The organism is Citrobacter freundii complex sp. CFNIH9, assembly GCF_002903305.1.
Classification (GTDB): domain Bacteria; phylum Pseudomonadota; class Gammaproteobacteria; order Enterobacterales; family Enterobacteriaceae; genus Citrobacter; species Citrobacter portucalensis.
Genome location: NZ_CP026241.1, coordinates 55001 through 68861, shown reverse-complemented (window position 1 = coordinate 68861; position 13861 = coordinate 55001). Strand labels below are relative to the sequence as shown.

9 protein-coding genes and 2 pseudogenes are annotated in these 13861 nt (G+C 49.7%); 8 read left to right on the top strand and 3 right to left on the bottom strand.

From position 1 onward, the window contains the following. Nucleotides 1-4: 4 nt before the first annotated feature. The 4 genes from C2U43_RS26370 (at nt 5) to tnpC (ending at nt 3577) form a co-directional block, all read left to right on the top strand. Complete coding sequence (locus tag C2U43_RS26370) at nt 5-1156, top strand: IS30-like element IS30 family transposase (protein WP_022652315.1); 1152 nt, start codon at nt 5-7, stop codon at nt 1154-1156. 108 nt (nt 1157-1264) lie between these two features. Beyond that, the gene (tnpA, locus tag C2U43_RS26365; RefSeq protein WP_001201739.1) at nt 1265-1648 is read left to right on the top strand and encodes an IS66-like element accessory protein TnpA; all 384 of its coding nucleotides are present in this window, start codon (nt 1265-1267) and stop codon (nt 1646-1648) included. Beyond that, nucleotides 1645-1992, top strand: coding sequence for an IS66 family insertion sequence element accessory protein TnpB (gene tnpB / locus C2U43_RS26360; protein ID WP_000609174.1), 348 nt, complete (start codon nt 1645-1647; stop codon nt 1990-1992). Before tnpA ends, tnpB begins: the two co-directional genes overlap by 4 nt. A gap of 49 nt (nt 1993-2041) precedes the next feature. Continuing rightward, nucleotides 2042-3577 (top strand): IS66 family transposase, encoded by a 1536-nt coding sequence (gene tnpC, locus C2U43_RS26355; protein WP_001000409.1) that lies wholly within the window; start codon nt 2042-2044, stop codon nt 3575-3577. 56 nt (nt 3578-3633) lie between these two features. On the opposite strand, the gene C2U43_RS26350 is transcribed toward tnpC, so the two are convergent. Then, a complete protein-coding gene (locus tag C2U43_RS26350) occupies nt 3634-4974 on the bottom strand; it encodes an IS110 family transposase (RefSeq protein WP_008786676.1) in 1341 nt (446 codons plus the stop codon). A gap of 230 nt (nt 4975-5204) precedes the next feature. Then, a pseudogene (locus C2U43_RS26345) lies at nt 5205-5447 on the bottom strand (transposase); the annotation flags it as partial. A 370-nt stretch (nt 5448-5817) separates the two neighbouring features. Here C2U43_RS26345 and sopA point away from each other — a divergent pair. Both sopA and C2U43_RS26335 read left to right on the top strand, forming a co-directional pair. Further along, entirely contained in the window at nt 5818-6984 is a 1167-nt protein-coding gene (gene sopA / locus C2U43_RS26340; RefSeq protein ID WP_022652317.1) for a plasmid-partitioning protein SopA, read from the top strand. Continuing rightward, the gene (locus C2U43_RS26335; RefSeq protein WP_022652318.1) at nt 6984-7949 is read left to right on the top strand and encodes a ParB/RepB/Spo0J family plasmid partition protein; all 966 of its coding nucleotides are present in this window, start codon (nt 6984-6986) and stop codon (nt 7947-7949) included. The genes sopA and C2U43_RS26335 overlap by 1 nt, the downstream gene beginning before the upstream one ends. Before the next feature lie 732 nt (nt 7950-8681). Here C2U43_RS26335 and umuC read toward each other — a convergent pair. Continuing rightward, nucleotides 8682-9736: pseudogene (gene umuC, locus C2U43_RS29645) on the bottom strand (translesion error-prone DNA polymerase V subunit UmuC); the annotation flags it as partial. A gap of 241 nt (nt 9737-9977) precedes the next feature. On the opposite strand from umuC, the gene C2U43_RS26320 reads away from it, so the two are divergent. Both C2U43_RS26320 and C2U43_RS26315 read left to right on the top strand, forming a co-directional pair. After that, entirely contained in the window at nt 9978-12116 is a 2139-nt protein-coding gene (locus C2U43_RS26320) for a hypothetical protein (RefSeq protein ID WP_022652236.1), read from the top strand. Nucleotides 12117-12419: 303 nt separating this feature from the next. Then, entirely contained in the window at nt 12420-13853 is a 1434-nt protein-coding gene (locus C2U43_RS26315; RefSeq protein ID WP_022652237.1) for a DNA cytosine methyltransferase, read from the top strand. Nucleotides 13854-13861 lie beyond the last annotated feature (8 nt).

The window sequence follows — 13861 nt, the reverse complement described above, 5'->3', positions numbered from 1 at the left end:
TTGAATGAGACGAACATTTACAGCAGAGGAAAAAGCCTCTGTTTTTGAACTATGGAAGAACGGAACAGGCTTCAGTGAAATAGCGAATATCCTGGGTTCAAAACCCGGAACGATCTTCACTATGTTAAGGGATACTGGCGGCATAAAACCCCATGAGCGTAAGCGGGCTGTAGCTCACCTGACACTGTCTGAGCGCGAGGAGATACGAGCTGGTTTGTCAGCCAAAATGAGCATTCGTGCGATAGCTACTGCGCTGAATCGCAGTCCTTCGACGATCTCACGTGAAGTTCAGCGTAATCGGGGCAGACGCTATTACAAAGCTGTTGATGCTAATAACCGAGCCAACAGAATGGCGAAAAGGCCAAAACCGTGCTTACTGGATCAAAATTTACCATTGCGAAAGCTTGTTCTGGAAAAGCTGGAGATGAAATGGTCTCCAGAGCAAATATCAGGATGGTTAAGGCGAACAAAACCACGTCAAAAAACGCTGCGAATATCACCTGAGACAATTTATAAAACGCTGTACTTTCGTAGCCGTGAAGCGCTACACCACCTGAATATACAGCATCTGCGACGGTCGCATAGCCTTCGCCATGGCAGGCGTCATACCCGCAAAGGCGAAAGAGGTACGATTAACATAGTGAACGGAACACCAATTCACGAACGTTCCCGAAATATCGATAACAGACGCTCTCTGGGGCATTGGGAGGGCGATTTAGTCTCAGGTACAAAAAACTCTCATATAGCCACACTTGTAGACCGAAAATCACGTTATACGATCATCCTTAGACTCAGGGGCAAAGATTCTGTCTCAGTAAATCAGGCTCTTACCGACAAATTCCTGAGTTTACCGTCAGAACTCAGAAAATCACTGACATGGGACAGAGGAATGGAACTGGCCAGACATCTGGAATTTACTGTCAGCACCGGCGTTAAAGTTTACCTCTGCGATCCTCAGAGTCCTTGGCAGCGGGGAACAAATGAGAACACAAATGGGCTAATTCGGCAGTACTTTCCTAAAAAGACATGTCTTGCCCAATATACTCAACATGAACTAGATCTGGTTGCTGCTCAGCTAAACAACAGACCGAGAAAGACACTGAAGTTCAAAACACCGAAAGAGATAATTGAAAGGGGTGTTGCATTGACAGATTGAATCTACAGCGGCTTTCCTGAGAAACGTAAGCGTCGTCTGAGTACCGTCTGGTCCCGAATCCAGGATCCTGTAACTTAAGCACCCACTTATTTTGCAGGTGGACACCTCATGCGCGCTAAAGAAAGACTTCCCCGGAAACACTATTCCCCTGAATTCAAAATGGAACTGGTCAGGCTGGCTCTTGAAGAAGAAGGCAGTATTGCCGCACTGGCCCGGAAACATGACGTCAATGATAACCTGCTCTTTAAATGGATAAGGCTCTGGCAGCGTGAAGGGCGGGTCTGTCGGCCCCGAAAAAACTCATCGTCGCTTCCTGCCCTGATACCCGTGCAGCTTCAGGCGGGCTCTTCTCTCCCAACCTTCGAACTACCATCCTGCTCTCCTCCCGCTACCTGCCACATAAAATGTCGGGGAGGAGAAATAACACTGACTCATCCCTCTGCTGAACTCATGAGCACTGTCCTGCGCGAACTGATGCGGGGGCCGGTATGATAAATCTTCCCGCAGGCACAAAAATCTGGCTGGTTGCCGGTATCACCGATATGCGCAACGGCTTCAATGGCCTCGCCGCAAAGGTGCAGACCGCGCTGAAAGATGACCCGATGTCCGGCCACGTCTTCATCTTCCGGGGACGCAGCGGCAGTCAGGTAAAACTGCTCTGGTCCACCGGCGATGGTCTGTGCCTGCTGACAAAGCGACTGGAACGTGGTCGCTTCGCCTGGCCCTCAGCCCGCGATGGCAAAGTGTTCCTGACGCCGGCGCAACTGGCGATGCTGATGGAAGGTATCGACTGGCGACAGCCAAAGCGGTTACTGACATCCCTGACCATGTTGTAGCGCTCTTTATCCTGGTTGTCGCAGAATAAGCCTGGTAAAATACAGGCTTATGAACGATACCTCTTCTGACGACATCCTTCTGCTGAAACAGCGCCTGGCCGAACAGGAAGCGTTGATCCACGCCCTGCAGGAAAAGCTGAGCAACCGGGAACGCGAAATAGACCATCTGCAGGCGCAACTGGATAAGCTGCGCCGGATGAACTTCGGCAGTCGTTCCGAAAAGGTATCCCGCCGTATCGCGCAAATGGAAGCTGACCTGAACCTGCTGCAGCAGGAAAGCGATACGCTGACCGGCCGGGTGGATGACCCGGCAGTGCAGCGCCCGCTGCGTCAGACCCGCACCCGCAAACCGTTCCCTGAGTCACTCCCACGGGATGAGAAGCGGCTGCTGCCGACTGAGCCGTGTTGCCCGGAGTGCGGTGGTTCGCTGAGTTACCTGGGTGAGGATGCCGCCGAACAGCTGGAGCTGATGCGCAGCGCCTTCCGGGTTATCCGGACAGTCCGTGAAAAGCATGCCTGCCGTCGGTGCGATCGCATCGTTCAGGCCCCGGCTCCTTCGCGCCCCATCGAACGGGGGATCGCCGGACCGGGGCTGCTGGCCCGAGTGCTGACCTCAAAGTATGCAGAGCACACACCGCTGTATCGCCAGTCGGAGATCTATGCCCGCCAGGGTGTAGTGTTGAGTCGTTCTGTACTGTCGGGCTGGGTGGATGCGTGTTGTCGTCTGCTGGCACCGCTGGATGAAGCCCTTCAGCACTATGTCCTGACCGACGGCAAACTCCATGCTGACGATACGCCTGTCCCGGTGCTGTTGCCGGGCAATAAGAAGACGAAGACCGGGCGCTTATGGACGTACGTTCGAGACGACCGCAACGCCGGATCAGCGCTGGCCCCCGCAGTGTGGTTCGCTTACAGCCCGGACAGAAAAGGTATCCACCCTCAGACCCATCTTGCAGGCTTCAGTGGCGTACTGCAGGCTGATGCCTACGCCGGGTTCAACGAGCTCTACCGCGACGGCCATATAAAGGAAGCCGCGTGCTGGGCCCATGCCCGCCGAAAAATCCACGATGTTCACGTCCGTACCCCGTCAGTCCTGACGGAGGAGGCGCTGAAACGGATCGGCGAGCTGTATGCCATCGAGTCGGAGATCAGAGGTAAAAGAGCAGAGGAACGGCAGGCAGTCCGGCACCAAAAAGTGCTGCCGCTGCTGGCGTCACTGGAGGGGTGGCTGCGGGAGAAACAGAAAACCCTCTCAAGGCACTCAGAACTGGCGAAGGCGTTCGGGTATGCGCTGAACCAGTGGCCGGCGCTGATCCGCTATGCAGAAGATGGCTGGGTGGAGGTGGATAATAACATTGCCGAAAACGCCCTACGACGGGTCAGTCTGGGGAGAAAAAACTGGCTGTTCTTCGGCTCGGATCATGGTGGTGAGCGCGGTGCGTCACTGTACAGTCTTATCGGGACGTGCAAATTAAACGGCGTGGATCCGGAACGCTATCTGCATTATGTACTTGATGTCATCGCCGACTGGCCTGTGAACCGGGTGGGTGCTCTGCTCCCGTGGCGGGTTACTCTGCCTGCCTGACCAGCTTCACTTCGTCAATACGGTTCTCACTGCACGCTTACTGAGAAACTCCCGGTTCACACGCATAACTCGGGATCTTGCTGGAGAGAGTAACCCAGTGATTTTGCCCTTCGTTTAAGCCCGTCGAGTACGCGATTACGGTAGCGCTCTTCATAATAATCCGCGCCAGGATCGACATATTTCTGACCGTATTTAAGGGCATTGTAGAACAGTATTGCCAGTTTTCTTGCCGTTGCAGTGACTGCTTTTGCTTTCCCGATACGGGATGATAATCGACGATAAAAAGCACCCAGCGCTGTATCGCTCCGGCCAATTGTTGTGGCTGCCAGTCTTAGTGCAGCAGCAATTCGACTGGATGAACGCCGTGTTTTCGAGGACAGTACTTTTCCACCGGAGATCTTATTCCCCGGGGACAAACACAGCCACGAGGTAAAATGGCTCGCATCCGGCCAGCGATTCATGTCAGTACCGCATTCGGCAACGAATTTTAGTGCCAGATAAGGTCCGAACCCATGTATCTGTGTCAGGTCTGCTCCGGTAATTTTCCAGAGTAATGGCCTGACATCAAAGGAAAGCTGATTGGGCTGTTTTGTACGATGTCTGGCGGAGGGCAATACTCCTTCAGGCTCTTCAGTTCCGGTGCTGAGCTGCAATAATGAAGTTTCGATTTGATCATCACACTCACGGATTTTTTCCTGGTAAAAATCGAAAAATGCCACCGACTGTTCAAGTGCAAAAAGATGTTCAGGCTGCCAGTTCCCTGTCAGTGCCTGTTGAAGAACCTCTGGCGTCTTTTTACATCTGACATCACGATACTGGATCAATACTGAAGGATCGCGCTCACCACTGACAATAGCTCTGACGATTGAAAGACCGGTAACGCCAGTAATATCCGATACGGCATGATGCAATTGAACATTCATCTGCATCAACGCCTTCTGCATATGTTGGATATGAGCAGCCCGGTATTCAGTCAGGCGTTCCCGTTGTCTCAAATAAGACCTGAGTACGGAAATGTCGTGTTCAGGTCTGAAACTGGCCCGAAGAAGGCCAAATGAATGCAGCTTCTGCAGCCACTGTGCGTCATTGACATCAGTCTTGCGACCGGGAACATTTTTTGCGTCTCTGGCATTAACAAGGATCACATTGAAACCCGCAGCCTCAAGGATCTCAAAAGCAGGCAACCAGTAAACGCCAGTGGACTCCATGGCAATGGTCGTAATGTGACAGGTTTTGAGCCAGTCGGACATCCGATGAAGGTCGCCAGTGAAACTTTGAAAAGTTCTGACCGGCTCGGCGTCAGCATCCGGTGGAACGGCGACTACGTGGAATTCAGCGCCAATATCAACGCCCGCAGCATGAGGATGGATAACAGACATTCGGGAGGATTTTTTCATGGAAATCTCCTTGCTCATTTTTCGATGAACGAAGGAGGGGACGACGGAGAAATCACCTTCCTGAACGGGATCAAAGTCACCACTGCCGGATCCGCCACAGTCCCTGAACCATGTTTTTTTACGGGGTCATACCACCAAAAGGCCGACGGCTGCTTCCTTCGCTAAATTAGCCTGCCAACTTTTCCGGGGAGTTTCTGAGACTCAGGACGGGGTTTCACCCATGGACAGTTTTTTAATATGTCCCGTTCGTCGGTAACCCGTTTCAGCTCTTTCTGGAGACGGCGGATCTCGGCCTGAGCATCTGACTGTTCTTTATTAGTGGAAGAATCCGGACCGTACTTCTTTATCCAGGCGTAAAGGCTGTGGGTGGTGATATCGAGACGTGTTGCAACGCTGGCAACAGAATAACCGCGATCAACAACCTGTTTGACTGCTTCAGTTTTAAACTCTTCGGGATAACGCTTACCGCTCATGGGCACCTCTCTTTAAGCCATCTTAAATGACTCTGAGGTGTCTGTTAAACCCATGGCGATTCAGTAGTCAATTCCTCACCATTCAAAACCATCCGCTGGATCTTCGTTAGCTTCAGAGCGTCTGCCACACCTTGTTAGTACGCAGTAATTCCTCTTCCTCGACGCATGCGCCTGCGTGCGCACGCTTTCTGCGGCGAGCGGATGATATTGACTGAAGCATGCAGCAGACTTTCAGTTGGATGCTGAACTGAAAACGGCTACATTTTGATCGGCTTTGCAATTTTTAAGGTGGTTTGCAATTTTAATGTTGCTTTGCGATTTTTATCAAGATTTAATAGATTAATGCAAAGATGATAACAAGGAACAGAGAATGGGACTGATGGAAACGCTTGACCAGTGCATTAATGCTGGTCATGAAATGACGAAAGCTATCGCGATTGCACAGTTTAACGATGATAGTCCGGAAGCTAGGAAAATTACCCGTCGCTGGCGTGTGGGTGAGGCCGCCGATCTGATTGGTGTTTCTTCTCAGGCAATCCGTGATGCCGAAAAAGCAGGACGCCTTCCACATCCTGATATGGAAATGCGTGGACGGGTGGAGCAGCGGGTGGGCTACACCATTGAACAAATCAATCATATGCGGGATGTATTTGGCACCCGTTTGCGCCGTCCTGATGACAGCGTTCCGCCCGTTATTGCGGTGGCAGCACATAAAGGGGGGGTTTATAAGACATCGGTATCTGTCCACCTGGCACAGGATCTGGCGCTGAAAGGGCTGAGGGTACTACTTGTCGAAGGGAATGATCCTCAGGGCACAGCCTCCATGTACCACGGTTGGGTTCCTGATTTGCATATCCATGCCGAAGACACACTGTTGCCTTTTTATCTCGGTGAGCGCGATGATGCAGCCTATGCCGTCAAATCCACCTGCTGGCCGGGTCTCGACATCATTCCGTCATGCTTGGCTCTGCACCGCATTGAAACAGAGCTCATGGGAAGGTTTGACGACGGAAAACTCCCGACAGAACCCCACATGATGCTTCGCCTGGCCATCGAAACGGTGGCTCATGATTATGATGTCATTGTTATCGACAGTGCACCGAACCTCGGTATTGGTACCATCAATGTTGTTTGTGCTGCGGATGTACTCATTGTGCCAACGCCAGCTGAGTTATTCGATTACACCTCTGCCCTTCAGTTTTTTGACATGCTGCGCGATCTGTTAAAAAACGTGGATCTGCAGGGTTTTGAGCCTGACGTCAGAATTCTTCTGACCAAGTACAGCAATAACAATGGCTCGCAGTCACCCTGGATGGAAGAACAGATCCGCGATGCCTGGGGAAGCATGGTACTGAAAAACGTTGTACGCGAGACCGACGAGGTCGGTAAAGGTCAGATCCGTATGAGAACAGTGTTTGAGCAGGCTATCGATCAACGCTCGTCTACAGGAGCCTGGCGAAATGCGCTGGCTATCTGGGAGCCTGTTTGTAATGAAATTTTTGATCGCCTGATTAAACCTCGCTGGGAGATCAGATAATGAAACGTGCTCCAGTTATTCCAAAACATACCATAAAAGATATTCGCCCCGAAACTGAGCCGTCAGCGGCACCCGCTGCACCGATGGTTGATTCATTAATCGCACGTGTAGGAGCCATGGCTCGTGGAAATGCCATACTGCTTCCAGTTTGCGGCCGGGAAGTGAAATTTATTCTGGAAGCCATCCCGGGCGAGAGTGTTGAAACGGCATCGAGAGTCTGGTCAGGTAATGAACGAGACCAGGAACTACTGACCGAAGACGCGCTTGATGATCTAATCCCCTCTTTCATCCTGAGTGGTCAGCAGACGCCTGCGTTCGGACGACGGGTAGAAGGTGTCATTGAGATTGCAGATGGTAGTCGCCGTCGTAAAGCCGCCATTCTGACATCATCGGATTATCGTGTTCTCGTCGGGGATCTCGATGACGAACAGATGATGGCTTTATCACGGCTGGGTAATGATTACCGCCCTGTCAGTGCTTATGAACGGGGCAACCGCTATGCAAAGCGGTTGGAAAATGATTTTAACGGCAATATCTCTGCTCTGGCTGAAGCTGAGAATATTTCCCGTAAAATCATCACGCGTTGCATCAACACGGCCCATTTGCCAAAATCAGTGGTTGCCCTGTTTACTCACCCTGGTGAACTTTCCGCCCGCTCTGGGGAGGCGCTGTATAAAGCATTTTCGGGAAAAGAAGCTTTATTGTTGCAACGGACACAACAGCTTCATGAGCAAAAGAAAGCGGGAGTTATCTTTGAATCCGAGGAAGTTATTGGTTTACTGACAGATGTTCTGAAAGAGCCATCAGGTAAAAAAGTTAACCTTAATACCCGTCATCAATTTGTACCTGGTGCGACAGCCCTATACAAAGGCGATAAGGTGATTTTTAATCTCGATAAATCTCGTTTACCTGCCGAATGTATCGAGAAGATAGAAAGCATACTGCGTGACTTACAAAAAGTTTAGCCTGTTTAATGTTACAAGCGAGCGTTATCATTAATTTCAAATATCCTTAATGCGTTACATGCTGCTTCGGAATATATACATCCGAAGCAGCTATTCTCTGCACTATAACACCAGTGGTGTTAAAAAGGTCTGTTTTCTTATCTCAACCTGATTGTTACCATAATCTAAGATCTAGTTTCTGCTACTTTTTCTTAACTAGTTCCACGGTTCACCCCTCAGCCTGCATATCAGAACTCAGACGGTAACCCATCCCGGAATACTGATTCCACACACCAGATTAACTGGGACCACGGTCCCACCTCCTACTTGCGTGGCAAAACTCACCCGCTAATCCCGCCCGGAATACGGATTCCACACACCAGATTAATGGGACCACGGTCCCACCTCCTACTTACGTGTCAGAACTCACCCGTTAATCCCGCCCGGAATACGGATTCCACACACCAGAATAACTGGGACCACGGTCCCACCTTCTACTTGCGTGGCAGAACTCACCCGTCAACCCCAACCGGGAATATCGATTCCACACGCCGGATTCACTGGAACTATGGTTCCACTCTGTTCAGCTGTTTTTATCACAATACCGATTTTAAGATTGTTACAGTGATTCCTGTATTCGGTGCGTAAGAAGATTATGTTCGTTTTGTTCCCTGGTGCTTCCTCGCTCACTCGCGGGCTTCGCCCTGTCGTTCGGCTGCGGCGAGCACTACTGATTCTCTCTGAAAGGGGAATTTAACTGAACCTAGCAATGGGGATATCTTTCCAACGGGTGGTGTAAGCAGGGGAGAGCATATCGCGTTTCATCTGCCAGGAAGGCGCAATCCCTCGGCTGGTAAACCAGACCTGTCCCAGACCGGAATGATTAATATCATCGAGAACCTTCATTAGCTCAGCGCGGTGAGGACGTGGCGAACGTTCGTCAAACAGCTGCAGCTGCGAAACGCCGGAGCCGGTGAAGTCATTCAGCATCACACCGGCTTTGGCATACCGGTGCCCGTCCTTCCAGATGCGCTCCAGAGCCGTTGTGGCGGCCGCAATGATGTCCCGGGTGTCCTGAGTGGGGGTAAGCAGTTTCTCAGTGGCCACGTTGCCGTAGTAAGGCTCTTTAACGGCGAACGGAGACGTTTTGATGAATACGGAAATATGCCGACAATACTGGCGCTCTTTACGCAGCTTTTCTGAGGCCCGCTCTGCGTACTGACAGACAGCCTGCCGCAGCGAATCGTACTCCGTGATTTTCTCTCCAAAACTGCGGCTGCAGACAATCTGCTGTTTCACTGGCGGGGCTTCCTCAAGCGACATGCAGCTTTCCCCGTTCAGTTCGCATACTGTTCGCTCGAGAACGACGGAGAAATTTTCCGGATGAAGGCCGGGTTCGCCTGGGCCAGATCGAGCGCGGTCCTGATGCCAAGGACATTGAGCTTGCGTGCAATACGGTTTCCCACGCCCCAGATCTCTTCGACCGGCTGCAGTGAAAGCAGTTTCCGCGTTCGCTGTGGATTCCCCCGGGTCAGGGCGAGCACACCACGAAACTGTTTCCACTCTTTAGAGGCCCACTGGGCTGATTTAGCGAGGGTTTTCGTCGGTCCGGCACCCACGTCGATGGTCAGACGGGTACAGTCATACACGTGCTGGCGCAGCTGCCGGCCGAAATCCTCCAGGTCCATGCAGTGCTCCACACCGGTCAAGTCAAGGAACATCTCGTCGATCGAATACTGTTCCACCCTGGGGGCCAGCTCCTCCAGGCAGTTCATCACGCGCGCCGACATCGAGGCATTTATGTGGAATAGAAAATCAATATAAATAATGCATGCTTTAAAAGATTACTATGAACTAAAAGCATACGTCCGAAATTGTTACCACATATCAAGATTCACAACTAATAATTTCGTATATTAATCCTCCAAGGCAGGTAGTCAGCTATCTGTTTGGCTTCCCTGATGCGATGGTAAAATGAAAAGACCACCGTTATGGGTTTAATAAAAAGATGCAGTCTTCTCCAGCTCAGCATGTTAGAAGGATTTTTCAATGGATGTTGAAATCAAATACTGCAATAACATAGATAACGCTTGCATTACACTCTCTGAAAATAAACTTAACATTAAGTTCGCTCCAAATGGCACGGGTAAAAGCACCATATCACGTGCCATTTTGCACAGTGTTTCTCGTGATGCCGCTGGTCTTAACAGTCTGCTACCTTTTAAGTTTCGAGCAGTGAATCCCGACGATTTTCAGCCCAGTGTAACGGGTACAGAGCAAATTCAGGATGTAATGTGCTTTGATGAAAAGTACGTGTCTCAGTTCACATTTCAGCCTGATGAACTGATTAGTAACAGCTTTGACATCTTTATCAAAACAGAAGCCTACAACCAAACGGAGCGAGAGATCGACTCGATGGTAATGGCAATCCGGCAGGAATTCAGTGGTAATGATGAGCTTGAGCTATTTATTACACATCTTCAGGAGCTTAGTGGTGCGTTCAAGCTGACAAGCAAGGGCTTATCTAAAGCCTCTACGGGGATGAAGGGGTTGGCAGGGGGTAACAAGCTTCAGCATATTCCCTCCGGGCTAGAGCCTTATCAGCCATTTATTCAGAGTCATCGTAATGTAGAGTGGATCGAGTGGCAGACCAAAGGGTATGAAAATTTCTGCTCACTCTCTGAGGGATGCTGTCCTTTCTGCACAGGTGATTCTCACGAAAAAGCAGAACAAATTAGCAAAGTAAGCGCTGAATATGACAAAGCAGTGATCAAAAATCTGGTTGGTATCATCACAGTACTTGATAAATTAGGCGAGTATTTTTCCGAAGCCGCACGCTCCCGTCTGAGGGAAATAACGACGTTACAGGGAGGATTGGAGAAGAAGCATGAAGACTACCTTGTTACCGTAAAGCAGCAGACAGAAAATCTTCTGGCCATGCTCTTAACATTAAAAACCCTGAACAGTTTTACTTTTAACGACGCCGGAAATATTCGTGCCTCTTTAGCCTCTTTTCGTTTGGATGTGAAGTATTTTTCCGAGCTGCAATCTGATAAAACTCTTGCAACAATTGGGAGACTGAACGCCTCGTTAGATAGCCTCATTTCCCAGGCTGGTTTGCTGCAGGGGCAAATCAACAAGCAGCGCGCTGGCATGCAGCGGCTCATTCAGAAACACAAGAAGGATATCAACACTTTTCTGGCATATGCGGGTTACCGCTATCAGGTAGATATATCTGGCGATGGAGAACAGTGCCGTCTTAAGCTTCGCCATGTCGACTATACCGACTATCTCAGTGGAGGTAGCCAACATTTGAGCTACGGCGAGCGTAATGCCTTTTCGATCGTTCTTTTTATGTACGAATGCCTGGCTCGTAAGCCCAACCTGATTATTCTCGATGATCCTATCTCTTCGTTTGATAAAAACAAAAAATTTGCCATCCTGGAAATGTTGTTCCGCCGTGACTCATCTGAGTGTTTGAAAAACCAGACGGTACTGATGCTTACACATGACGTTGAGCCAATCATCGATACTCTGAAGTCGGTGAAGAAGTTGTTTAGTAACCAGGTTACTGCATCCTATTTACGTTATAGCACTGGCACGATAACTGAATTACCTATCCGCGAAAGCGATATTCTGACGTTTGCCCAAATCTGCAAAGTGGTTCTCGAATCCGACTGTGATGACCTGATCAAGCTCATTTATCTTCGCAGGCATTATGAAATCATGGACAATCGAGGTGATGTTTATCAGGTACTTTCTAACTTATTTCACCGCCGAGAGGAACCAATCGACACACGCCTACCTCTGATTGAAGGAACAGGGTACCCGATGATGGACCCGGAGAGCTTCCTTAATGGATGCAGTTTAATCACTAAAAATATTTTTGGTTTTGATTACCCCCATATGCTGAGCTTGCTGAATGATCCTGACAAAATTCTGTCGTTATATCGAAGCTGCACGAATGGCTATGAAAAACTTCAGGTGTTCCGACTACTGGAACCTGAGGCCGATAACCGTGTCATTCGCAAGTTTGTGAATGAAACCTATCATATTGAAAACGAGTTTATCTGCCAACTAGACCCCACACGATTCGATCTTATCCCGGAATACGTTATTGTTGAATGTGACAGGCTGCTCCTTAATATCGGGGCGTCGAACGATGATGCTGAACTGGAAACGGCCTGAGCGTATGGTCTAGATGTAACTCTTCTTAGCAGTGAAGGTGAGTAGTAATACTCACCTACTTGGATCTCCAATTCAATTGAGCCTGCTGATAAGCACGCCTTTTTGGCGAGAAACAGAAGCCTCTAAAGTTGGGACATGCGAGACATGGCGCTTTTTATGCCGCCAGATAGTATCTTTCTGGCCCTGTAATGACAAAAAGCTGATTTTCGTTAACAATAACCCTGTTTAAATATCCAGATAAAAACATTTCCTCTGGGTCAAATGAGTGATACAGTTTCACCCATAAGACCCAATGGAGGCAATATGTCTGAATTTGAATTACTGGCGCAGGATCTGCTTGAGAAAGCAGAGGCGGAAGAACAACTGCGACAGGAAAATGATAAAAAGCTGCTCGGGCAGGTGCTGGAAATCTATGACCAGAAGTACGTGGCTGAACTGCTTAGAAAAGTTGGTAAAAATGAGTGGAGTCGCGAGACTCTTAATCGCTGGATTAATGGTAAGTGCTCACCTAAGTCGCTGACGTTAGCCGAAGAGGAACTTCTACGAAAAATGCTTCCGGAAGCGCCTGCTCATCACCCTGACTATGCCTTCCGGTTTATTGACCTGTTTGCTGGCATTGGAGGTATACGGAAGGGCTTCGAAACCATCGGTGGCCAGTGCGTTTTTACCAGTGAATGGAATAAAGAGGCTGTGCGCACATATAAAGCTAACTGGTTTAACGATGCTCAGGAACACACTTTCAATCTCGATATTCGGGAAGTCACGCTCAGTGATAAACCTGAAGTACCTGAAAACGATGCCTATGCTTACATTAATGAGCATGTGCCGGATCATGATGTACTTCTGGCAGGTTTCCCCTGTCAACCGTTCAGCCTTGCGGGTGTAAGCAAGAAAAACTCGCTCGGGCGCGCGCATGGTTTCGAATGTGAGGCTCAGGGAACGCTCTTCTTCGATGTGGCGCGTATTATCCGCGCAAAAAAACCTGCCATCTTTGTTCTTGAAAACGTTAAAAACCTGAAGAGCCATGACAAGGGTAAAACCTTTAAAGTCATCATGGATACCCTCGACGAACTGGGCTATGAAGTTGCGGATGCAGCTGAGATGGGCAAAAACGATCCTAAAGTTATCGACGGAAAGCACTTTTTACCTCAGCACCGAGAACGTATCGTTTTGGTCGGTTTCCGTCGTGATCTGAATATTCACCAGGGTTTTACCCTGCGCGATATTAGTCGTTTTTATCCGGAACAGCGTCCGTCATTTGGCGAACTGCTGGAACCCGTGGTTGACAGCAAATATATACTGACGCCGAAACTCTGGGAGTATCTCTATAACTACGCCAAAAAGCACGCAGCTAAGGGTAACGGATTCGGTTTTGGCCTCGTTAATCCTGAAAATAAAGAAAGCATTGCCCGTACGCTTTCTGCTCGCTATCACAAAGACGGGTCTGAAATTCTGATAGACCGTGGCTGGGATATGGTCACAGGTGAAACAGACTTCGCGAACGAAGAAAATCAGGCGCATCGGCCCCGCAGGCTGACTCCACGAGAGTGCGCGCGCCTTATGGGTTTTGAAAAAGTAGATGGCAGGCCTTTTCGCATTCCTGTGTCAGACACTCAGTCGTACAGGCAGTTCGGTAACTCCGTAGTGGTGCCCGTGTTTGAAGCCGTAGCCAAACTGCTTGAACCTTATATCCTGAAAGCGGTTTATGCCGATTCGTGCAAGGTTGAACGAATCTGAACGCTCCT